Origin of the sequence: Paenibacillus hemerocallicola (assembly GCF_006265175.1) — a bacterium.
Taxonomy (GTDB): domain Bacteria; phylum Bacillota; class Bacilli; order Paenibacillales; family NBRC-103111; genus Paenibacillus_AB; species Paenibacillus_AB hemerocallicola.
In genome coordinates, this window is the sequence record NZ_VDCQ01000029.1 from 12,535 (window position 1) to 33,871 (window position 21,337).

The window sequence follows — 21,337 nt, forward strand, 5'->3', positions numbered from 1 at the left end:
CTGCAGAATGAATATGCGAAATGAATCCGAAGTCACCGCTCAGTCGGCGGCGGCACCCTTGTTGCGATGCACAAAGGCGCAAGCTGGACTGCGGCATGCATCGGCGTGAGGCGACCTTACGGGAAACTGAGAGGAGTGATGTTCCAAACCATCAAACAGCGTTCAGGATGCTCGAAATTCAACCAGTGAGTTGATCCGGGCGAATGGAGGAAGTTCAGATACGAATACGAATCTAACTATTACAAAAGGATTTATATTCCTTTTTCTCTCCTCATGACTAAATGAGGTCGAGTCCGGGCTTAATCTTGCCCCTGAACTCGACCTTTTTGGTTTTTTTCCCACATGGGCAATTGTGGGCAAGTAAAAGCCACACGACCTCCACTCTTTCGTACTGACATTCTCGTTTTAGCTTAATGATCCCACAATTCTTTTATCTTTAAAGAATTTATTAAATAAATACCGAACAAGCGGTCCCACAATTAGGAGCTGTAGAGGGAGAGCAAAAATAAAATTTTTAAAAACGAAAGAAAAATAACTTTCGAGTAAAGACTCTCCAGTTAGGTGGTTAGAAAAGTAAGCGGTTCCCAATCCATAAAGAGACATAAGGAGAACCATTCCAATCACCATAAAAAATGAAATGGATACAATCACAAATACATTGTTAGATTTGTCATACGGTAATGAAAAAGCAATTTTTCTTGCCACTGGACCGACAATAAATAATTCCAATAAGAAAGCGGTAAGAAAGCCCAAAATCAATTGAATAAGTATTCCTTTCAAGGATACCGTGCCAATCAAGTCATGTGTAAATAAATTATAAAATGTCATGACTACGACCATCCCACAGCACATCATCAACCCAAAATAAAAACTTTCTTTCTTAGTTGTTGGCAATTTCCATCATCCTCTCTTTTACCCTTGTTATTATAGAGATAATGGAAACTCCTCATAAGTGAAAAGTCTGTGAACATTTTGACGATGAATCGGCTTCCGCAATACATGATTTTCTGATTGCATTACACCTAATAAATCTAGGTTTGCATCATTTGGAAGGCTATAATCGATTATTCAAGGGTTGACAACCGTATATATCCGGTACCGTTCGGAATAGGGCACTGTCGAGCGATTGGAGAAGGCGACGATCCGGTTGATTCGAGTCAGTTGTCTAGACAATCGGGTATCCTCCCTTTCGCTGCGTTGCTCCAGAACGCCGGTTCGAATCGATTCCGACTCCTCCTCTGTCAGTGACACGCTTTGTAGCCACTCTGCCAGTGGCCCGCGCAAATCATGGAACTCATTCCAGCCCGAATCCTTCAATGGTCCGCCCCTCCTTACTGGTTTCGTTATTTGTCAGCTCGAGCATAACACGTTTACGGGCCAAACTAATTCGGTAGCGGACCGTACCGGCCGGTATCTCAAGCAATTCGCCGATCTCCGCACTGTTCATCTGGCCGACCAGATGAAGAATGAGTACGCTGCGCAACTCATCAGGCAGTCGACTGACCGCATCCTCGATGTGCTGCACATTACTTTTGATTTCGTAAGCCTCCTCCGGGGAACGACCGAATGCTCCCCGAACGATGGCATCTTGTCTCATCCGGCCCTCCGCTTGGTCGCGAGTCGTGCGCCGACGATAGTAATCGGTTATCAGATTTTTCGTTATCCGGAAAATCCAGAAGCGGCAGTTGACCCGCCCCATCTCATAACCGACATGGATTTGATTCCATGCCCGGAGAAACGCCTCCTGCATCAGATCTTTTGCCATTTCCCGCTGTCCTACGCGTGCCAGAATATAGGCAAATACCGCCCGGTGGTACGAATCGTACGCTTCATGGAAGAAGGCATCGTATGCCGGATCATCCATGAAACTCGCCCTCAAGCTTGTCGGAAACTTGGATCATGCTCATCTGTTCGACCGCGAGCGCCGTCAGGATCGGTACAAGCTTCTTGTCCGCAGCTTTCAATACCCCCATTTGAATAATTTCCGTAACCTTCTCCCGAATGAGCTCGGCGCTGACGTCGGATTCGATCACAAATTCCCCCATCAGAATCATCGTTATCGGTTCTTTCAAATAATCGAAAAACTCTCGGCCGAACCGTCCTTGGCCCATAAACCATCTCGGATTGCGGTGGTCATAAGCGATGATTTCCCCGCTCGTTTGCGTAATGAAAGGGGTCAACACGCCCTCGCTTCCCCGCGGGATGAACAGCTGTCCCACTACGATAAGCTGCTTGTAACCGAATTGGGTCGGGGGAGACGTGATGAGCAGCTCGCCCGTTACCAGAAGAATATCCGAGCCGTCGGCACTCGGGTTCTCGAGGAACTCGCCTCCGAGCTTCAATTTACCGCCGATCTGGTTCACTTTACTGCCTGCGGCCAGCGTAATGACCGAGCCGACGCTGCTCATTGGAATGCCGGCCAGCGTGCCTTGGAACGTATCGGATAAGAGAATCGTGGCGACCGACGAGATTCCCTTGATGTTGCGCAGTTCGTCGACCGACTTCATGTGTCTCAGGTCCAATACGGCGACTGAGGAGATACGGCCTTTTCCTTCCTGATTGCCGGGCTGATGGGCATCCATTAGGGTTCAACCTCCGCTTGTATAGTTTTTATAACATTCTATACCTATAAGACGAACGAAGGTGAAAACTGTTGGCTGTCGGGCCTTACCCGAGCATTTGTTGTATTTTTATCCGACATATCGATTTCATCGGGGGATAGCGCTTTCCCCGGACCGTTTCCCGACTTTGCACACGGACATCTTACTTGCCGACTTCCGCGGCAACCGCCTTATTGATTTCCTCATCCGCCTGGGCAAGAGCAGTGTTGACATCGATGGCGCCATTGACAAATTCATTGAATTTCGTCCGTACGATTCCTTCGGCTTTGCCCCGGTACGGGGACGCAATCGGATATTTGACCGGCTTGCTTTTGAATATGCTCTGCACGCTTTTCCCCCGAAACACTTCTTTATCCTTGCCGAACGCTTGCTTGATCTCGGCCTTTTGGAGCGGCGAAACTCTCCCCGACTTCGAGTTCTCGAGCTGCACCTCGTCCGATACGGCCGCCTCCACGACCTGCATCGCCCGGTCCTTGTGCTTGCTCGCCTTCGTAATCATAATTACACTTACGCTGGCGTTGCCATATACGTTCGGCTTTTCCGGATAGCTCGGGTATTGAACGACATCCCAATCGAGTCCGGACTTGGAGGCGATTTCCAATTCGCTCGCAATACTGAGATCGGCGTACATCGCTAAAGTCTTATCCTTTAGAAAATCGTCCTTCGCTTTACCGGTCGTCATATTTCCCGGAATCGTGTAGAACGCTTTCATAAGTTCGAAGACCCGCTTCCATTCATCCGTACGCATCGTCGCTTTATCCGTTTTGTAATCGATCGCCGCGATGCCGAGCGGCTGCGAAGCCCAAACCATGTTGCCGATATCGAAGCCGCGGAATTGCGTGCCCCCCTCATTGCGGGTTAATTTTCGGGCCGGCTCCAACATTTGCTCCCATGTCATGCCGTCCTTCGGATAGGGAACTCCGAATTTGTCGAACAAGCTTTTGTTGTAATAGAGCGCATGGTAGGCCAGACTGACCGGCAGTCCGAATAGTTCGTTCTTCGCGGAAGCGATTTTCACATCGTCTATGTAACCCGGCTCGAACCTGCCTAAATCCATATGGCGCGACCCGATAAGCGAAGTCATGTCGTACAGCAAATCTTTGTCCCGATAGGAAGCCAGCTTGCCGTTGTAGGAAACGATCAGATCGGGTGTCTCGCCTGCCAGGATAAGTTCGTCCAGAGTCGAGCCTTTCTCGCTCTTGTATATTTTCAACTCGATGCTCGGATGCTTCTTCTTGACTTCGGCCGCCACTTGATCGATATATTCCTGCTCGGTGCCGGAATCGTTTAGCAGAACTAGGCTTACGGGCTCCTCGCTAACCGGGGAAGCATCCGCTTCCTTCGTGCCGCCGGACGTTTTCCCGCACCCGGATGCGATGACGGAGATGAGAAGCATTAGAATAACCGATTTTTTATTGATCAGGTTCATGTCGAGTCCCTCGCTTGTCTGAATATTGTATATTTACACGTATAGATATCGACCGTGAGCCACCCGTCTCCGGATGATTCACAAGGACTTGCGTTCCACGAGCGTAGCCTGCAAAATACGGTCGGTTACGGGGCGCTTCTGCATTTTGGCCAGCATCACTTCCATCGCAATCTCCCCGACCTTTTCCCGCGGATAATGAATGACCGTCATGGGCGGAGCCGTCTGGGATGACATCAATATATCTTCCGAGCCCGCTACGGCAAGCCCGTTCGGAATATGGACGCCCTCATCGCGGCATGCCGCAACGATGCCTGCGGCCATCAGATCGTTCGCGCTGACAATGGCCGTATACCGGTCGGGCGCGGAAAGCGAGAGCTTGATCGTATCATAAGCCGATTGCAGCCCTCCTTCCGCATAAAAAACGTCGTGCTCCTCAATCGGCAGCCGTTCGATTTCCATAGCTCGCCGGAACGCCTCCAGCCGGTGCTGAAGCGGGTGCTCGGGGTCGCGGATCGCCATGAAAGCAATTCTTCCGTGCCCTTTCGCCTTGAACAGACGAATAAGACGCGTGTATTCGAATGTCCAGTCCAAGTCGATGCAGGTTACGTCCTCGGTACGGCGAGACACCGGCGTCGTAACCGAGACGAACGGTATGTTCTGTTTACGGAAATGCTGCAGCGTATCCTCCTGCAGAGACTGGCCGAGCAGGAATATTCCGTCCACCCTGCCGTTCAGCAAAGACTTCAGCTTGCTTTCCTTCTCCTTCTGGAACGTTTGGAAAAACAGCACGTAGTTATGCTTCGCCGCATCCTCCTCGAGGCGCAGCAGCAAGCCGGCCTCATGCGGATTTCCCAAATGATTGATCAGGACGGTAAGCTGCTCCGTCTTGCGCATCTTCAGCGCGCGTGCCGCCATATTCGTCTCGTACCCCAGCTCCTCTATAGCCTGAAGTACTTTCCGGCGAGTCTCTTCCTTCACGTAATTGCTGTCATTGAGAACGTACGATACGACTGCTATCGATACGCCCGCTCTATCCGCGACTTCTTTCCGCGTTGTCATAAATTCCTCCGCCGTTGCAGTTCAATTGTACTCGAATATCTTCTCGACAAACCCCTGTCCTGCTGTTGATTCAATCAAGTCCAAATCCCTTGCCTTGCCCAAGATAGTGATAGCGCTTTCTCGCGATGAAGCACTCCTCTCGATACAGCCAAGGAAACCGCTTACCCTTATAAGCTTGGGTAAAATGAATGCGACACCTCCCGAAAGCCATATTTACACGTATAGATAATGGAGGCAATGAAAAACGATCTATACACGTATCCATATTGTATGTCCTGCTTTTCCCGCAGTCAATATCTAAATAAAAAGCGGTAACGAAAGAGACTGCCGATTCGTGCCGGCAGCCTCGTCCCCGTTTATGGTTTGACTGCATATTTCTCGCGTGCCTGTTCGGTTGCCAAAACCATATTGCGCAATGATGCGACCGTCTCCTCGTACTTGCGTGTCTTCAGACCGCAGTCCGGGTTGATCCAGAATTGTTCCGGAGAGAGCACGCGCAACGCGCGGTCGATCATGGAACCGATCTCCTCGACCGTAGACACCCGCGGGCTGTGGATGTCGTATACACCCAACCCGATGCCTTTGTCATACGTATGCTCTTCGAAGCTTCCAATGAGCTCTCCATGGCTTCTTGATGTTTCAATAGAAATGACGTCGGCGTCCATGGCACGGATCGAATCTATAATATCGTGAAATTCGCAGTAGCACATGTGGGTATGAATTTGCGTCTCGTCCTTCACCGTGGAAGTGGATAGGCGGAATGCCCGGACGGCCCAATCCAGATAATGCGACCACTGCTCCCGCTTTAGCGGAAGTCCTTCACGCATCGCGGGTTCATCCACCTGGATCATGCCAATGCCCGCCGCTTCGAGCGCCTCCACTTCATCCCTGAGCGACAGCGCGATCTGATAAGCGACCTCTTCCCGCGGTTTATCGTCACGCACGAAAGACCAATTCAGAATGGTGATCGGCCCCGTCAGCATTCCTTTGACGGGTGCTTCCGTCAGGGATTGGGCGTAGACCGTCTCCGCAACAGTCATTGGCGACGTGAATTCGACATCGCCATAAATAATCGGGGGTTTCACGCAGCGCGATCCGTAGGACTGCACCCAGCCGTTAGCTGTAAAAGCGAAGCCGTCCAGCTTCTCGCCGAAAAACTCCACCATATCGTTCCGTTCGAATTCGCCGTGAACAAACACATCAAGTCCCAGCTCGCTCTGGACATCAATCCAAAGTTTTATCTGCTCTTTGATAAAGGCTTCATACTGCGAGTCGCTCCACTCGCCCTTACGCCACTTCAGTCGGGCGCTCCGAATTTCCGGCGTCTGCGGAAAGCTGCCAATGGTCGTTGTTGGCAAAAGGGGCAAATTCCAACGCTGTTGTTGCGCTTCTCGCCGAACATCTGCATGGCCTGAGCGGGACGACGGCTGGGACGCCAGATCGGCGATCCGTTGCCCCACGTGCTTGCGGGCGCGGGACGGCGATTGTTGCAGCGCTTCGCGGCTTCGTTTCGATACCGCCAACTCGGAGGCAATCGCTCCGGCACCGGATTGGCCGGCCTTTGTCAGCAGCACGAGCTCCTCCAGCTTCTCCTCTGCAAAAGCGAGCGCTTCGCGCAGCGTCGGCTCCAATCCGCTTTCCTGCGCGGCACTCACCGGAACATGCAAGAGACTGTTGGATGGCTGTACGAGGATGCGGTCTGCAGAGACGGCTTCGCCGATTGTTTGCAATAGGTCCAATTTGCTTTGAAGCTCTGCCTTCCAGATCCCCCTGCCGTCGATCAGTCCCACGCCGAGCACTTTGTCTTCGGGGAAACCGTGCTTGCTTACGGCCTGCAAATTCCGCCCTCCATCATGCACGAAATCCAATCCAATACCATGCACCGGCAACGAAACAACAGCCTCATAATGATCAACGGCTTCGAAATACGTCTGCAGCTGCAGCTTGATGCCAGGCGCTTCCTTCGTAAGGCGTTCGTATATGCGGGCGACATGAGTCAGGTCCTCAGCAGCGAGCGTCGTCGCCAAAATCGGCTCGTCGATCTGAACCCATGGCACACCTTCCGCTTCCAATTCGCGCAGCACTTGCCCGTATAGAGGGAGAAGCCGGTCAATCCATGGCGCCAGCTGCTCCGGCGTATAGCCCTTGGATAATTTCAAGAAGGTGTAAAGCCCGACAAGCACCGGTCTGCCTTCGATACCCAGCTCCGACTTCGCCTCGCGAAAAGCATCCAGCGGACGATTCCGTGTCAATTTCGGCTCGATTTCCCCCAACTCAGGAACAATGTAATGATAGTTCGTATTAAACCATTTCGTCATCTCGCAGGCGGTCGCTTCCCGGCTGCCGCGGGCCATGGCATAATAAACGGTAAGGTTCGGATAACCGCCCTCATAATGAAACCGTTCCGGAACGAGCCCGAACATGGCCGCCGTATCCAGCACATGGTCGTAGTACGTAAAGTCGCCGACCGGAATGACATCGATCCCCCGCTCTTGCTGAGCCTTCAGATTTCGCAGACGGATCGCTTTCAACTCCGTATGGAAGTCTTGCTCGCCCAGCTTGCCGGCCCAGTAAGACTCCAGCGCCTTTTTCCATTCCCTGTCTTTGCCAATACGGGGGTAACCCAGATTACCGCTTCTCATATGCTCATCTCTCCTTAAGAAGAAGATAGCATACTCACATAGCTATAACGTAACATCCATTATCTATTACCGGCTATAACCGGAAGCTATAGCAAGCCCATTAATCGGCTATACTCTGATGCAAGGCTTCAATATAAGCGGCTGCAAGCTTGGAAAGCGTTGCATTTCGATGACCGATCCACCCGACGTGGATCGTCTCGTCACTGGCCAGCGGGACCGGAATGATCTCGTTGCCGTTCAGATCGGCGCTCAGCACACCCGTGGAAATCGTATATCCGTTTAGTCCGATCAACAAATTAAAGAGTGTCGCCCGATCGTTGACGCGTATGCTTTTACGATGCGACAATGTGCTCAAAATTTCTTCGGAGAAATGAAACGAATTATACTCTCCCTGCTCAAAATATAAATATGGGTACTCCTGCAGCTGATCGAGGGTAACCACGGAATGAGTGGCGAGAGGGTTGTTGACGCTAATAAAAATATGCGCCTTTGCCGTAAACAGGCTTGTAAACGTCAGGTTTGCCCGCTTGAGCAGCCGATTGATCACTTTGGCATTAAATTCGTTCACATACAAAATCCCGATCTCGCTGCGCTGACTTCGCACGTCCTCGATGATTTCATGTGTCTTGGTCTCGCGCAAAGCGAGCTCGTATTCGTCCTGTCCATGCTCGCGAACCAGCTTCACGAACGCATTAACCGCAAAAGCATAATGTTGCGTCGACACGGAGAAATGCTGAGGCGAAGGCTTGGCGTTCAAATACCGACCCTCCAGCAGCTCCGCCTGCTCCATGACCTGCCGGGCATAACCGAGGAATTCGGCCCCCTCCTTGGATAACGAGATGCCTTTATTCGTACGTTCGAAAATGGTCACGTGAATTTCCTCTTCCAGCTCCCTGATCGCGTTAGAGAGACTGGGTTGGGATATAAAAAGACGCTTGGCCGCCTCGTTCATCGAGCCGCGCGCCGCCACCTCGATGACATATTTCAGTTGCTGCAGTGTCATATCGTGCCTCACTCCCTCATTTTCCTATACCAACAGTAACATACGCGGCTGCAATGCAGACGGTTTTGCGCCGTGTCTTGCATAAATAAGGAAAGCTTCTAAACGAAGCCTTCTCCACGAAGCATGACCCTGCGTATGAGGTTGCTTTTCTTCGTAAAGAAACTCGCCCTTCTCTTTAACGCTTTAGCGAAGTTAAACTTTCTTTAACGATAAAAAAAGCTTGATTGTTCAAGCTTTTCAGATTTGTTTAGAAAGTATACAAAAAGAGGAAGCGAGGAAGGCAAGGGGGAGGGGAATGCACTCCACTTCCGTTAAAATCGAGTTATTCGGATGAAAATTAGAGGTTATAACCCGATTTTAAAGTCAGACGCTCCGCTTTACGTACATTTCCCCAACCCCTTCCAGACGATACTGTTCTCTTTTGACTTTCTCAACAACCAAAAAAAGCTTGATTGCTCAAGCTTTTTTGGAAACTTCGCACACTCAGCCGCCCCTTGTACACGGCAACTGCTCTAACCCGATACGGAGTGTTATCCTGCCGGAAACCCCTTCAATAACCTTCAACCGGTCACCGGCGTCCGCCGCTTCCGAACGGTCTTGCGAATATAAACGGTTCGCTTGCGTCGTTCAGCTCTTGCAGAACATCGTGTGACAGTTCGAGCTGGACGGCCTTCAAGTTATCGTCGATCTGCGATTCGCGGGTCGCACCGGCAATGACCGTGCATACGGCCGGCTTATGCATCAGCCATGCGAGCGAAAGCGCCGTAGCCGTCGTTCCGATCTCGGCCGCAATCCGGACGACCCGGTCGCCAAGCTCCATCCGGTCGGCATCCATTCGCCCCGCAAAGTTCGGATTCTTCTCCAACAACGAGCCGCTGGGTACAGCGCCGCCGGAATATTTACCGGTCAGAATGCCTCCTGCAAGCGGAAAATAAGGGATTATACCGATTCCCTGGTCGATGCAAAGAGGCACCAACTCCCTTTCTACTCCGCGATCGACAAGCGAATAGCCCGGCTGAACCGTTACGTACGAGTTCAACCCTTGGCTTCTGCTGATAGCCAATGCTTTCATCATTTGCCATGCCGAGTAGTTGGATGCGCCGATATACCTTACCTTGCCGGAAGTGATCAGATCGTCCAATGCCCGGAGCGTCTCTTCGAGAGGCGTTTTCGGATCGAAAGCATGGATTTGATACAAATCGACGTAATCCGTGCGCAGACGACGCAGGCTTCCTTCCAGCTCCCGGATCATATGATAACGCGAAGAACCGCCGTCGTTCGGTCCTTGTCCCCGTTTCATCCCGACCTTGGTCGCCAGAATCACCTCTTGGCGACGGCCTTCGAATGCTTCGCCGATAATTTCTTCGGATTTCGTGCCGGTGTAAATATTCGCGGTATCGATAAAGTTAATGCCATTGTCTGCGGCATGATGGAGAACGCGGATGGACGTCTCTTTGTCTGCGCGTCCGCCGAACGCATTCGTACCTAATCCCAGCATCGAAACCTGCAAGCCGCTCGTACCCAAACTCCGATATCGCATTCCGGCTTCCTCCTATTCCCGCTATACTTTATGACCGTTATCCTACTCTTTCATTAATATGGCGGTTATGCCAGGTTCAATCAAATCGATAAATTTCACTGCATCATCCCGAGTGCCGACAACATCGGCATAATGATACGGAATGACAATACGCGGGTGAATAAGATTGGTCGCTTTGGCCGCTTCCTCGTATGCCATCGTATAGGTGCCGCCCATCGGAAGGAAAGCAACGTCTGCGTCGATATTTTCCATCTCCGGAATCAGATCCGTATCCCCGGCCAGATAATAGGACGCGCCGTTAACCGTAATGATGTATCCGACCCATTCCCGATCTTTCGGATGATTGCTCTTTTCCGTATTGTACGCCGGTACCGCCTTGTACGAAATATTTTTCACAGTCCCTTCTTCACCGGGAGCCGCGCCGACCACGTTCTCGAATCCGGCATTCGTCACTTTGTCCAGCTCTTTGGCCGGGAATACGATGGTCGCATCGCTTTTGGCTACCTTGCGGATTTCATCGAGATTGAAATGATCGCCATGCGTATGCGTAATAAAAATAAGGTCTCCATCCTTCGGCTCGCCGTCCACCTTGTAAGGATCGATGTATATGACTTGCTCCCCGGTAAGCTTGACCATCGATTGCTTGAATAGCTGTACGCCCTTCAGCACGTTCGACTTGGTCGTAATGGAAACGGTCATCTTCTCTTTGTTCCATACCGCTTCGGCCCCGAGCTTGTCTTTGATGAATGCCAGATCGACATAGACTCGGCCATCCTTCAGAAACGGCTTATTGCCGTTCGCGGAATTTTCCGGTTTAAACGTTACAGCCCCATTTCCTTCCCCGATCCGTACCGACGAGGCGCTCGCATCCCAATAGACGGAAATCCCCATATTCTCGGCAGCAATCCGGACGGGGACGTAGACGCCTGCCGTTACCGAATAAGGCTTGGCGTCCGGAAATACGATTTCACGCCCGTCCACCTGGACTGTTACCTGGGCGGTTGCTTGGTCGGCTGCGAACAATGCCCCAGTACCTGTCAAAGACAGGAGCAAAACTAGCAAAACGGCTACTCTTACCTTCATTTTGGATACCCTCCACAATATAATTTGTTGTTCCCATCTGGAAATGGCAGCGGGCCGAAGCCTGTATTTACCAGATAACAAATCCTTGCCGCAGATTGGATTCCCATTGACGATAACATTCTACAAGAGCCGTATAATTCCTGTAATGGAGTAGACAAAATGTTATAAATCTTTGTTCATAATCTCTATTTTCCTGGCCCGGGCTTGCGCGGGAAATGACTCGTCAACCCCGCCTTCGACCCAATAACGGACTTTCTGTCCAATCACTGCTGCTAGGAAAATCTGCAGCTGCCTCATTATGGATTCACCTCCATAAATTAAAACGAATCCGATAGCGTCATTCGCATACGGAAGCACATGCCTCGTCTTGCTCGGTGAAGGCTTGTCTGTCGCCTTTGCCGGCGTTCGCGCGACCACGTACCCGTCAAATAGCGGAACTGGCAAACGTTATTTACCCGTATATAATTATCGATAGACAAATAACGGAAATCCATTCCTCTATTCCGCTGCTCGCTACTCATATCACCTCGAAAGATCGAAATAACGGAAACCTGTGCCGTTATATTCAGCAGTGCAGCGAAAATCGAGACGATAACGGAACCCATTGCCGCTATATACAGGCAACGTGTTGTCACGCCTACCAAACCGCCTCCGGCTTGTATGCGGTCGTAGTTTTTTAAGGCCACCTACAAGCTTGACATAATGCTGTCAGGAACACCCCTATATAATAAAAACATAAGCAAACCAAATACGAGGAGGAAATTAATCATGACAAATCAAACGACGGTAAGCAACCATAATCTGAATACGGAGGCCGATATCCGGCCTTATCGTATCAACATCCCGCAGGCAGCGCTGGATCCGTCAACAACACCTGTTGGCGTAGCGGTATTCCAACAGTCCGATGTCGCAATCCGGTATGCTGCACAGCAAAATAACAACATTGTGCACTGGAGCGAGTATGACCGCGGCACCCATTTCCCGGGAATCGACGCACCGGATCTGCTTATTTCGGATGTGAGACAATTTTTCCGCAGTCTGCGTTCGAGGTAAACGATCGCATCCCTTAATTCGACCGGGGAGAAGGCCCGAAACCGTGGATCATGCGAAGCTGACAATGGTTGAGATTCACACTATTTTCGGGCAAAACGGTGCCGGAGTGCGATTTGATACAAGTGGTATGGTAATATTAAGCAAGGAATGGAAATGGGACGGTGAGGCAGCATGCACGGAAAAATATTGGTCGTAGACGACGAGAAGCCGATCGCGGAAATATTGAAATTCAACCTGGAAAAAGAAGGACATCAAGTCGTATGCGCATTTGACGGCGGCGCGGCGGTAGAGCTTGCCTTCATGGAAAATCCGGATTTGATACTGCTCGACGTCATGCTGCCGGTCAAAGACGGAATGGATGTATGCCGCGAAGTGCGCGCGAAGAAAGATACGCCGATCATTATGCTGACAGCCAAAGATTCGGAAGTGGACAAAGTGCTCGGCCTAGAGCTGGGTGCCGACGATTATGTAACGAAGCCGTTCGGATCGCGAGAATTGCTCGCTCGGGTAAAGGCCCATTTGCGCAGACAGAACAAATCGGCCCCAAACCAGCAGGAAGTGTCGGAGGCGGTCGGCTTGCACCTTCACCGGCTGATGATCGATACCGATACGTATTTAGTGTACAAGGATGGACAAATGCTCGATTTGACTCACCGTGAATACGAGTTGGTACATTATATGGCTAAAAATTGCGGCAGAGTGATGACGCGCGAGCATTTGCTGCAGGCGGTTTGGGGGTATGAATATTTAGGTGACGTTCGGACGGTAGACGTCACGATCTGGCGTTTGCGGGAGAAGATCGAGGACAACCCTAGCAGACCGGAATATATTATCACTCGACGAGGTCTAGGGTATACGATGCGCAATCCGAAGCCGGGAGGCGCCTTAAATTGAATGGCAAAGATGAACTCGTTACACGCAAGCAGCGGCAGCCTTGGATGAGAAAATACAGTCCTGGACTTCCGCTGTTTACCGTTCTCCTTTTAGTTGAAAGCTTTTGAAGATAATCGGATTTCAAATCATTCTTGGCGTTCAGCTTTTGAACGATAACCCGCTTTCCATCAAGGCAGTCCTAAGTTTAGGCAAAGATGCCGGTCCCATACCGTGAAGTTGCAAAATCTCTTTTTCACTATAGCTTGAGAGCTGTTGCAAAGTAGTTATTCCATTGTGCTCCAATGCTCGTCTTGCCGGTGCCGAGAGCAGGGAAAGCAATCCGTCGGCAGGCTTGCTTTTTTGCTCACAGATCGGGCACGAAGGACAATCGCTGCTTTTATAATAGTGGTGTCCTTCGTTGCAAGTTCTTAAATTTTTGTTTGAAGTTTCCATTTCTACATATCTCCTTTTCGCGGAATTAAGCTATCGGATAGTATACGATGCAATCCTACCGATCCACCCTGCGTAAGTCGGAAATATTTCTTGCATTAGCGGGTTTTATGCAAGCCTTTATATAGCGAACAAAATACAGATAGTCTTTTCTCAAGCGAACTCTCCTCCCTTATAGGAAGCCCCGGCCGCACACACTCTTCGAGCAGGACGCCGTTTTCAATATCGGCGTCGAAGACTCTGCAAAATCGTCTGCCGTTATATGGATACAAAGTATTTAATTCCGTATATATTTCTCCCCATTTATCCGCGTATGTTTCAATATCCCTCAAAACCTTTTCATAAAAAGCTTTACCAAAACGATTCCTTATCTTTTCAATTTCATTTTGACTGTAACAATAACGCTTGTCCATCCTTGATATCTGCCTCCGCTCCTCAACAAATCGTCTATTCGTGCTTAGCGAACTCGTAAAGTCGATCATCCAAAGTTTTGCTTAGAAGCTTGCAGCAGCCATTAGGAATAAGCTCGGAATCGATATACATACAAACCGGTGCATACAAATGCGGTTTGCCGGAAGAATACCGCCGCTGATCGGCGGCGCCTTCTCGGATGAGTATTTCGGCAATCACGCGAGCGCTTTGGACGCCGGATCGGAGCAATTGTTCGACCTTGGGCATTAAGCCGGTCTCCAATAACACTTCGCTGCCCGTGTAATTCATCCTCGCATTCCGATCGATCGTTTCCGGAACAGACAACCCCTCTACCGGATCCTCGCCGGGAAACAGCATCGTTACTTGTTCCGGCTTAACATAGATATCCGGAGCAGCATATGCAGAGACAGGGGATCCCACCCTTTTCAGTACCGCCTCTCTCCTTAATGCAGCTTGGTCCATAAAATCGATAATCTTCTTGCGGAACCGCACAATCTGTCGGTCCAGAAGAGGAAGCCGTGCCTCCATGTGAGCCTGAATGTCTTGCGGAATCGGAAAGCCTTCGGGTATAGAAATGGATAAAGCCGCTTGCATCGTCCATTTATCCCGAACCTTCACCAGAATCTCGTCCATTTCTTGATCCAAGACATCGAAGCCCTTCTTAATAAGCGATACGGTTTTCGCATCGAGCTCCAAATGCTCGCCTAGGTGAACGATTCCAAAATGCATGACATTTCCCGTAACTTTATGCTGTACCTGATGTTGGTAGCGTAATGGCCGCCCGCAATCGCACGGATAGTCCGAAGACACCATGCCGGCATCCCTGTATCCGGTATAGATCCAACCGTCCAAGAATCGTTCTACGTCTTCATGGGAAGCTCCTTCCGGAATGTCCGCCCCCTTCGCTTTGGCCATCATTTGCGCGAAGACCGTTCGACGGCTGCGAAGCATCTCATGGTTGAGAAAATGTCTTTGGTCGTCCGAAAGCGATTGAAACACAACGTCTCTTTCCTCTACAGACAGTTCAACTTTCACCTCGCAAGCCCTCTCTTCTCTTTAAAATGCCGGCTGAGCGATCGTTTTCGGCAACGATGTACAAGCCTATTATCTGTTGGCAGACGCCACTATTTTAACCGATTGAAGAGCGGCATGCCTGTCTCTCGTCAAATCTTCCCTCTTCATGTAACTATAACACAAGGATTACATCAGAAAATCGCTCCCTGCTCCCTACCATGATTAAATAGAAAAAAGGATCCAAGATTTTGTCCTTGGATCCTGCTTTCCGACAGGTTATTGGGGCGGGTGTTCTTCACTATCCAGTGCCCGCAAATGCCGGGTACAAGCATAGAGCACATATTCCCATCGATCTCCGTCATGCGCAACGGTCGTTACGGATGTATTGTGCAGATTGTCGCCTGTCGTTTCATCCCGGAGCAGCGCCTTTAACGTCTGACCGAGAAAAATACCGTGGCTGATCACGAGCACCTTCTTGCCGGGGTATTGGGCCGTTATATCCCGAATAAAGCTCATTCCCCGCTCGCGAAGCGATGCTTGGCTCTCCTCGCCCAGGTCGAGGTCGCGCCAATTCGCTCCCCATTTCGCCGGACGAAAGTGACCGTCGTCATTCCGCGCTGCCTCCTTTGCGGACTTTTGCGGGAACCGTCACTTCCGTCACAATCGGTCGGTGATCGGATGCAAGCGTCTGGACAATGTCCGCCGATTTCGTCCGGATTCCTCTGGATACGAGAATATGGTCGATTTTACGATTCGGTTTCTGTGCCGGGAAAGTGAACCCGGGGTCGCTGCGGACATGTGCCCATGTATCGTAAAACGTCGAAAAGAGCGGAGCCAGCTCGGGATTCGTCGTCTTCGCATTAAAATCGCCGAGCACGATTTTCTCATATTCGTTTTCCGACATCGCCTTCAGCATCTCTTTGACCTGTATGCTTCGGATTGCCGCTTCCGGACGGAAATCCAAATGTGTCGAATATACCTTCACATGAACGCCATGAACATCCAATAAAACCTCTGCCAGTCCCGGCCCAGACTCCGGAGCCGGGTTGGGGACTTGAGTGGATAGCCGGGTCATCTCTCGATTTTTCGCGTCGAGAATCGGATATTTGCTCAAGATCGCCACGCCGAATTGCCGGTTCGGCTCCCCTTCCCGCTTCGGGGGAAGATCGTAGATCGGAGCGAAGAACGAATTCATCTCCAGCTTCTGCGCCAGCTGCCGGACTTCATCCTCCAGACGACTTCGGCTTGCCCAATGCACATCCACTTCCTGCAGGCCGATTACTTCCGCCTTGGACTCGCGAATGACGTTGGCGATTCGGTCTAAATCATAAGCGTTATCCTCGCCAATGCCGGAGTGAATGTTATAGCTCATCACTTTCATATCGACATCGGTCGCGCGTGCTTCTTCCTGCGGGGAACATGAGCTTAGAAATAGACTTGTACTCAAAAGTGTGATCATAGCGGCTACCTCCCCGAATTTCCCCTTCTTACCGGCTCTTCCTCTTCCCAGAGCTTGCACCTCCAAGTCTTATTGCGTTACAGGACAATCCCTACCTTGCCCTCGTCGACCTGCACTTTGTAGGAGCGCGTCCGCACTTTGTCGCTGAAAATCGATTTGCCGGTCTTGATATCGAACTCCCAACCGTGCCACGGGCAGCGGACGAGCTCTCCCTTGCGGCCATACTCGTATTCGTACACCGGGGAAGGCATTGTCGTTCCGCATATTTGCCCTTTGCACAATTGCGCTCCTTCGTGCGGGCACCTGTTGTGCAGGGCGTACAGTTCCCCGTTTACACGATACACCCCGATCGATCTTCCCTCTATTTCCACGATAACCCGCTCGCCTTCCGCGATGTCGCCGGCTTCGCCCACATAATGAACTGCCATTTTTGCTCCCCCCGCTCTACAAATGATATAACGCCTTCGCATTCTCGTAATAGATTTTCCGCTTCGCTTCCGGACTGAGCCGCTTCAATATTTCCGTCGGCACGTCGTTGTCCCAATGCGGGTAGTCGCTTGAGAACATGAGGATATTCTCCGCGTCGATCATATCGAATATCGAGATCAGGTGCTTCGGGTCTTCGGGCTCCTCGATCGGCTGCGTGGAGAACAGGCAATGATCGCGTATATATTCGCTCGGCATTCTCTTCAGCCACGGTACGGAGGAACGCAGGCCTTTATAGTTTTTATCGAGCCTCCACATCAGATGCGGCAGCCAGGCGATACCGCCCTCGAGCAGAACGAACTTCAATCTCGGAAACTTCTCGAACACTCCTTCGCACACAAGACTCGTCAAATGCGCCATATAGTTTTGCGACAAGCTGGTGTGCCATTCCAAGTATCGCGTCGGATAACCGGACGCCGTCGGCGGGTTCGACCCGCCCGCGCCTTCCGTACCGGGGTGAATCGCGACAGAAAGGCCATGACGCTCCGCCGCTTCATAGATCGGGTGAAATTGCCGTTGGCCGAGCAAGGCGCGCTGACCGCTCCCCATAATCACTCCCACCATTCGCGGATGATCGGCCATCCTGTCTATCTCCCTGGCGGCCAGAAGCGGATCGTACGCCGAGACGAGAATCGACCCGCGGAACTGCGTATGCTTCTCCAACCAATTCTCTACTAAATGATCGTTATAAGCCGAAGAGATCGCAGCGGCATGATCCGGATCGTGCATCGTCGAGACGCCCATCAGGTTTCCGGTCAAAATGCCGTATTCGATATGAAACGGCTCAAGCAGATCCTTCACCAGAAATTCCGGGTCCGAAGCCGCCGGACCTCCCGAGGGCGGCCTGCAGTCATTGCGAATAACCCCGATCGGGCTCTGGTAGCCGTGTCCGGGCAGACCCAAGCCCGAGCCGGCCACTCTGGATTTCCAGGGCTCCGGCAAATAGGGGATAAGATCCATGTGGCTTTTCAAACTATTATGGATATCGACGTCAATGACTTTCATTTCCTGATTCATGCTAAGTTTAGCCCCCTTCATCGTCGGTACAGCTTTGCGCATCCATGCCTCGCAATCGTTATTTCACTTTGTTTCCTGCTAATATTGTAATCCGGTCGCCTATCGATTACGATTGGTAATCATATCGTTTTTTTAGTGATTCTTCGTTTTTGATTTCTATAAGGGAGGTTCCGATCCAAATGAAGATCGACAATATCGCTTTTCAGCATGCTGTTAACGGGAACTGGCGAGTGCCGCGGACAACCGTCAAGCACGATATCTTCCTTCTTGTCCTGAAAGGGGCGGCCACTTACCGGATCGGCCAACAAACCGTCAAAGTCCATAAAGGGGAGGGACTGTTTTTCCCGCAGGGCACGCTGCGCTCCGCAGAGTCCGACATCACGGCCGAACCGATTCAGTTGTATTCCGCACATTTTAGGGATTTATCGCTCGCGGACCTCCCCATGCGAGGCGAGCCGTTCATCCATATTCGGCCGCTGGGCTATGATTATCTGAAGCAGCGATTTTCCATGCTGAACGAATGCTGGATCGGGAAGATGCCGAGCTATGAGATGATATCCAGCGGCATTTTATTGGAAATATTGGGCACCGTTCAACGCGAGCTGTCCGGCGGCAACCATTCATCGGCCCGTCGGAACTTGGCACTCCGCATCCAGCAATACATCGTGAAGCGTTATCGGGAACCGCTCCGCCTCAGCGAGTTGGCTCAAATCGTCGATCGGTCGCCGACTTACATCGCTACCGTATTCAAGGAAGTTACGGGGCGCACTCCGATCGAATACATGCATGAAGTCCGCATCTCCGCCGCCCGCGAGCTGCTGCTGACCGACAACATGACGATCGGGGAAATCGCCGAATCGCTCGGTTACTGCGACCAGACATATTTCAACTATATGTACAAGAAAATAGTCGGCCATCCCCCTTCCCATACCTTAAAAATGCAAAGACCGATGTGATGCGGCGATTGTACCATTGCGCCCACCCTGGGCAAGCAAGCCGAAGCATGAAGAAACCATTGCCTGGCGCGGCGCATCATGCGTCTGCAAAGCAACGGTCTCTCATTTCCGTATTATCCTTTATTTCTCCGACCTGATCTGATCTTCAATCTTTTTGTTCGCCTCTTCCTCGTACTCCCGAAGTGCCGTATTGACATCTTTCTTGCCGGTTACCACATCGCTGAACGCATTGAGCAGAACGGCGTCGGCTTGCGTATAATAGGACGAGTAAGGCGACGCTGCGGCGACTTTCTCGGGGAAGAACGCTTTGATGTTTTTACCCGTATAGTTTTTGTTGTTTTTGCCGAACGCGTCCTGGACCGCTTTATCTCGAATAACCGTTGTAAATCCTTCCTTCGCCAGCTCGATCTGATTCTCGACCGAAGTCAGGAAAGCGCTTACCTCTACAGCCTGTCTTTTGTGCTTGGTTGTGGAAGTCACATAGAGATAATACGGATCGTATGCAGCCGCCACGCCTTTGGCTTCCGCATACTGAGGCAGCGATGCGACGTCCCAGTTTAACATTTCCGTATCGGGCATTCTGCGGGCCACGTTGGAGTAATGCGCCCACATCGCCAAGTTCTGATCCTTGAAGAACATATTTTCTTGCGCCGTTCCTTTGGCCATCGCGGCAGTCCCTACGTACCCCGGAATCATGAAAAATCTCGAGAAATTGTCGAATACTTGCTTGATTTTCCCGTCGGAACGCGCCTTATTCGTAGAGGGGTCCACCACTGTCACCGGTAATTGGCTTGTTTTAAGATGCCATTGCACGTTCGTGCCCAGTCCGTAGTACATGATCCCACCGTCCGTACGGCTCATCTTGACCGCAAGATCATAGGCTTCATCCCAAGTCATCCCGTCTTTCGGATAAGACACGCCGAATTTATCGAACAGGCTCCGATTGTAGAACAATAGCGGAAACTGCGTGAACACAGGCAGTCCGTATATCCCTCCCTTGGCGATATCGCGCTGCAGAGCAATAAGGCTCGAATCAAATCGGTTCAAGTCAAACTTGAGCTCATTCAGTACGTCGGATATGTCATTTTGAAGCTTGTAATTGAACATGTAGGCCGGAGTACCCGTACTCGTAACGAGCATAAGATCGATCTGTTCGCCTGCGGTTATTAATTCCTTCAGCTTGACGTTCTGGTTGGAAAGAAATTTAGGTGTAATATGCGGAAACTTTTTCTTGATCGCATTGCCGTAGAGCGACCAGAACATCTCGTCCGTCCAGTTGCTCTGTCCTCCGTAAAAGACAAGCTCGATCGGCTGCTCCGCTTTCTCCTTATCGGCCGGATTAGCCGGGCTGTTGCTTTCCCCGCTCTTGCCGCAACCGGCTAGAGTCGTTCCTGCAATGGCAAGTAGCGCAATCTGTGCAATCGTTTTATAAGGTTTCATAGTTCCCCCTGTTTCTGAGTTATGTGATATTGATCACACCTTAATTGTAATAGGAGGAAAGAACGGTTACGATTAGTGATCATACTGTTTTTTTAGTGATTTTTAGATTTACACAATCTTAATATGCATGGAATTACCTGCTTGATTGCAAACAACTATTTCTCGCGCTTCCCAGGTACGACGAACAAACGGATCATCCTTGAAATTGGGCATTCCGGGTCATACCTGTGATGAATGTCACAGCTACGGCAACCCCCGTCTCTTATGATAAAATTAGCGAATATGTACGAAAGGGGCGAAAGCGATGGGACGCCAGAAGGAGCATCTCGTCTACTTCAAGGTCATTCGTCAGCATGAAACCGAGCTGCTGCGGGGACTTATTTTTCTGGAGGAAAACCGGCAGCCGACGGTCGAGGACTTCGCGCAATGTTTGCGGGATTGCGGCCACAATGTGCGGATCGAGAACGAGAAGCAGTTTATATACCGGGCAACCGACGAGTCGGGAAACGAATATTTGATCGATGTGCTGGAGAACTACCGGAAGGCGGACTGGGACGGCCATGCCGACAATTTGTTCAAAAACTTCATAAAGCAGGAGCCGCAGCTGTAATCCGGGAAAAGCATAAAGCCAAGAATTCGATCGCCGATTGGCGAAGCGGTTCTTGGCTTTGCTTTGTTTGGCATATGAGGGCCGGAGCGAAGCGTAGTCCAAGCTTTACTCCGCTATTCTTACCATGTACTTCCCCGTGCCTCTGCCGGTGTTAGCGGGACCGAACCCAT

General features: G+C 50.9%; 23 protein-coding genes. 4 read left to right on the top strand and 19 right to left on the bottom strand.

Annotated features, from left to right (window positions below):
* Positions 1 to 405: 405 nt before the first annotated feature.
* From FE784_RS20110 to FE784_RS42900, 11 genes are all read right to left on the bottom strand, one after another.
* Positions 406 to 894 (bottom strand): DUF2798 domain-containing protein, encoded by a 489-nt coding sequence (locus FE784_RS20110; protein WP_139604020.1) that lies wholly within the window; start codon positions 892 to 894, stop codon positions 406 to 408.
* Between the two features lie 174 nt (positions 895 to 1,068).
* Positions 1,069 to 1,317, bottom strand: a complete 249-nt coding sequence (locus tag FE784_RS20115; protein ID WP_139604021.1) for a hypothetical protein — start codon at positions 1,315 to 1,317, stop codon at positions 1,069 to 1,071.
* Positions 1,295 to 1,864, bottom strand: a complete 570-nt coding sequence (locus tag FE784_RS20120; RefSeq protein WP_139604022.1) for an RNA polymerase sigma factor — start codon at positions 1,862 to 1,864, stop codon at positions 1,295 to 1,297. Before FE784_RS20120 ends, FE784_RS20115 begins: the two co-directional genes overlap by 23 nt.
* Positions 1,857 to 2,582, bottom strand: a complete 726-nt coding sequence (locus FE784_RS20125) for a hypothetical protein (RefSeq protein WP_139604023.1) — start codon at positions 2,580 to 2,582, stop codon at positions 1,857 to 1,859. The genes FE784_RS20120 and FE784_RS20125 overlap by 8 nt, the downstream gene beginning before the upstream one ends.
* A 181-nt stretch (positions 2,583 to 2,763) precedes the next feature.
* Positions 2,764 to 4,050 carry an ABC transporter substrate-binding protein gene (locus FE784_RS20130; RefSeq protein ID WP_139604024.1) on the bottom strand — a complete coding sequence of 429 codons (1,287 nt, stop codon included), beginning with the start codon at positions 4,048 to 4,050 and terminating at the stop codon, positions 2,764 to 2,766.
* Positions 4,051 to 4,128: 78 nt separating this feature from the next.
* Positions 4,129 to 5,109 carry a LacI family DNA-binding transcriptional regulator gene (locus tag FE784_RS20135; protein ID WP_139604025.1) on the bottom strand — a complete coding sequence of 327 codons (981 nt, stop codon included), beginning with the start codon at positions 5,107 to 5,109 and terminating at the stop codon, positions 4,129 to 4,131.
* 356 nt (positions 5,110 to 5,465) lie between these two features.
* Complete coding sequence (gene metE, locus FE784_RS20140) at positions 5,466 to 7,751, bottom strand: 5-methyltetrahydropteroyltriglutamate--homocysteine S-methyltransferase (protein ID WP_139604026.1); 2,286 nt, start codon at positions 7,749 to 7,751, stop codon at positions 5,466 to 5,468.
* Between the two features lie 100 nt (positions 7,752 to 7,851).
* Complete coding sequence (locus FE784_RS20145; protein ID WP_139604027.1) at positions 7,852 to 8,754, bottom strand: LysR family transcriptional regulator; 903 nt, start codon at positions 8,752 to 8,754, stop codon at positions 7,852 to 7,854.
* Positions 8,755 to 9,322: 568 nt separating this feature from the next.
* On the bottom strand, positions 9,323 to 10,294 hold the full coding sequence (locus tag FE784_RS20150; protein ID WP_139604028.1) for an aldo/keto reductase: 972 nt from the start codon (positions 10,292 to 10,294) through the stop codon (positions 9,323 to 9,325).
* A gap of 42 nt (positions 10,295 to 10,336) precedes the next feature.
* Positions 10,337 to 11,377, bottom strand: coding sequence for an MBL fold metallo-hydrolase (locus tag FE784_RS20155; RefSeq protein ID WP_139604029.1), 1,041 nt, complete (start codon positions 11,375 to 11,377; stop codon positions 10,337 to 10,339).
* Positions 11,378 to 11,539: 162 nt separating this feature from the next.
* Complete coding sequence (locus FE784_RS42900) at positions 11,540 to 11,674, bottom strand: DUF3221 domain-containing protein (RefSeq protein WP_139604030.1); 135 nt, start codon at positions 11,672 to 11,674, stop codon at positions 11,540 to 11,542.
* 471 nt (positions 11,675 to 12,145) lie between these two features.
* Here FE784_RS42900 and FE784_RS20165 point away from each other — a divergent pair, with 471 nt between their 5' ends.
* Both FE784_RS20165 and yycF read left to right on the top strand, forming a co-directional pair.
* Complete coding sequence (locus tag FE784_RS20165; RefSeq protein WP_139604031.1) at positions 12,146 to 12,430, top strand: hypothetical protein; 285 nt, start codon at positions 12,146 to 12,148, stop codon at positions 12,428 to 12,430.
* Positions 12,431 to 12,601: 171 nt separating this feature from the next.
* On the top strand, positions 12,602 to 13,324 hold the full coding sequence (yycF, locus tag FE784_RS20170; protein ID WP_139604032.1) for a response regulator YycF: 723 nt from the start codon (positions 12,602 to 12,604) through the stop codon (positions 13,322 to 13,324).
* 138 nt (positions 13,325 to 13,462) lie between these two features.
* Here yycF and FE784_RS20175 read toward each other — a convergent pair whose 3' ends face one another.
* The 7 genes from FE784_RS20175 to FE784_RS20205 form a co-directional block, all read right to left on the bottom strand.
* Positions 13,463 to 13,756 carry an RNA polymerase alpha subunit C-terminal domain-containing protein gene (locus FE784_RS20175; protein WP_139604033.1) on the bottom strand — a complete coding sequence of 98 codons (294 nt, stop codon included), beginning with the start codon at positions 13,754 to 13,756 and terminating at the stop codon, positions 13,463 to 13,465.
* A 95-nt stretch (positions 13,757 to 13,851) separates the two neighbouring features.
* A complete protein-coding gene (locus FE784_RS20180; RefSeq protein WP_139604034.1) occupies positions 13,852 to 14,166 on the bottom strand; it encodes a hypothetical protein in 315 nt (104 codons plus the stop codon).
* Between the two features lie 34 nt (positions 14,167 to 14,200).
* On the bottom strand, positions 14,201 to 15,220 hold the full coding sequence (locus FE784_RS20185; protein WP_139604035.1) for a DUF3895 domain-containing protein: 1,020 nt from the start codon (positions 15,218 to 15,220) through the stop codon (positions 14,201 to 14,203).
* 255 nt (positions 15,221 to 15,475) lie between these two features.
* Positions 15,476 to 15,754, bottom strand: a complete 279-nt coding sequence (locus tag FE784_RS20190) for a histidine phosphatase family protein (protein WP_139604036.1) — start codon at positions 15,752 to 15,754, stop codon at positions 15,476 to 15,478.
* 52 nt (positions 15,755 to 15,806) lie between these two features.
* Positions 15,807 to 16,658: an endonuclease/exonuclease/phosphatase family protein gene (locus FE784_RS20195; protein WP_139604037.1), complete on the bottom strand. Its 852-nt coding sequence runs from the start codon at positions 16,656 to 16,658 to the stop codon at positions 15,807 to 15,809.
* Between the two features lie 77 nt (positions 16,659 to 16,735).
* Positions 16,736 to 17,086: a Rieske (2Fe-2S) protein gene (locus FE784_RS20200; RefSeq protein WP_139604038.1), complete on the bottom strand. Its 351-nt coding sequence runs from the start codon at positions 17,084 to 17,086 to the stop codon at positions 16,736 to 16,738.
* Positions 17,087 to 17,102: 16 nt separating this feature from the next.
* Positions 17,103 to 18,161: an amidohydrolase family protein gene (locus tag FE784_RS20205; RefSeq protein ID WP_139604039.1), complete on the bottom strand. Its 1,059-nt coding sequence runs from the start codon at positions 18,159 to 18,161 to the stop codon at positions 17,103 to 17,105.
* A 179-nt stretch (positions 18,162 to 18,340) separates the two neighbouring features.
* Here FE784_RS20205 and FE784_RS20210 point away from each other — a divergent pair, with 179 nt between their 5' ends.
* Positions 18,341 to 19,117, top strand: coding sequence for an AraC family transcriptional regulator (locus tag FE784_RS20210; protein WP_139604040.1), 777 nt, complete (start codon positions 18,341 to 18,343; stop codon positions 19,115 to 19,117).
* Between the two features lie 120 nt (positions 19,118 to 19,237).
* Here FE784_RS20210 and FE784_RS20215 read toward each other — a convergent pair whose 3' ends face one another.
* Positions 19,238 to 20,557, bottom strand: coding sequence for an ABC transporter substrate-binding protein (locus tag FE784_RS20215; protein WP_139604041.1), 1,320 nt, complete (start codon positions 20,555 to 20,557; stop codon positions 19,238 to 19,240).
* Between the two features lie 304 nt (positions 20,558 to 20,861).
* Between FE784_RS20215 and FE784_RS20220 the strand changes: the two genes are divergently transcribed.
* The gene (locus tag FE784_RS20220) at positions 20,862 to 21,167 is read left to right on the top strand and encodes a hypothetical protein (protein WP_139604042.1); all 306 of its coding nucleotides are present in this window, start codon (positions 20,862 to 20,864) and stop codon (positions 21,165 to 21,167) included.
* Positions 21,168 to 21,337 lie beyond the last annotated feature (170 nt).

Coding starts and splice junctions, on each gene's coding strand:
- yycF (WP_139604032.1), top strand. CDS start 12,602: ATGCACGGAAAAATATTGGTCGTAGACGACGAGAAGCCGATCGCGGAA.
- FE784_RS20130 (WP_139604024.1), bottom strand. CDS start 4,050: ATGAACCTGATCAATAAAAAATCGGTTATTCTAATGCTTCTCATCTCC.
- FE784_RS20200 (WP_139604038.1), bottom strand. CDS start 17,086: ATGGCAGTTCATTATGTGGGCGAAGCCGGCGACATCGCGGAAGGCGAG.
- FE784_RS20195 (WP_139604037.1), bottom strand. CDS start 16,658: ATGATCACACTTTTGAGTACAAGTCTATTTCTAAGCTCATGTTCCCCG.
- FE784_RS20155 (WP_139604029.1), bottom strand. CDS start 11,377: ATGAAGGTAAGAGTAGCCGTTTTGCTAGTTTTGCTCCTGTCTTTGACA.
- FE784_RS20215 (WP_139604041.1), bottom strand. CDS start 20,557: ATGAAACCTTATAAAACGATTGCACAGATTGCGCTACTTGCCATTGCA.
- FE784_RS20145 (WP_139604027.1), bottom strand. CDS start 8,754: ATGACACTGCAGCAACTGAAATATGTCATCGAGGTGGCGGCGCGCGGC.
- FE784_RS20180 (WP_139604034.1), bottom strand. CDS start 14,166: ATGGACAAGCGTTATTGTTACAGTCAAAATGAAATTGAAAAGATAAGG.
- FE784_RS20175 (WP_139604033.1), bottom strand. CDS start 13,756: ATGGAAACTTCAAACAAAAATTTAAGAACTTGCAACGAAGGACACCAC.
- FE784_RS20135 (WP_139604025.1), bottom strand. CDS start 5,109: ATGACAACGCGGAAAGAAGTCGCGGATAGAGCGGGCGTATCGATAGCA.
- FE784_RS20165 (WP_139604031.1), top strand. CDS start 12,146: ATGACAAATCAAACGACGGTAAGCAACCATAATCTGAATACGGAGGCC.
- FE784_RS20210 (WP_139604040.1), top strand. CDS start 18,341: ATGAAGATCGACAATATCGCTTTTCAGCATGCTGTTAACGGGAACTGG.
- metE (WP_139604026.1), bottom strand. CDS start 7,751: ATGAGAAGCGGTAATCTGGGTTACCCCCGTATTGGCAAAGACAGGGAA.
- FE784_RS20120 (WP_139604022.1), bottom strand. CDS start 1,864: ATGGATGATCCGGCATACGATGCCTTCTTCCATGAAGCGTACGATTCG.
- FE784_RS20220 (WP_139604042.1), top strand. CDS start 20,862: ATGGGACGCCAGAAGGAGCATCTCGTCTACTTCAAGGTCATTCGTCAG.
- FE784_RS42900 (WP_139604030.1), bottom strand. CDS start 11,674: ATGAGGCAGCTGCAGATTTTCCTAGCAGCAGTGATTGGACAGAAAGTC.
- FE784_RS20205 (WP_139604039.1), bottom strand. CDS start 18,161: ATGAATCAGGAAATGAAAGTCATTGACGTCGATATCCATAATAGTTTG.
- FE784_RS20125 (WP_139604023.1), bottom strand. CDS start 2,582: ATGGATGCCCATCAGCCCGGCAATCAGGAAGGAAAAGGCCGTATCTCC.
- FE784_RS20150 (WP_139604028.1), bottom strand. CDS start 10,294: ATGCGATATCGGAGTTTGGGTACGAGCGGCTTGCAGGTTTCGATGCTG.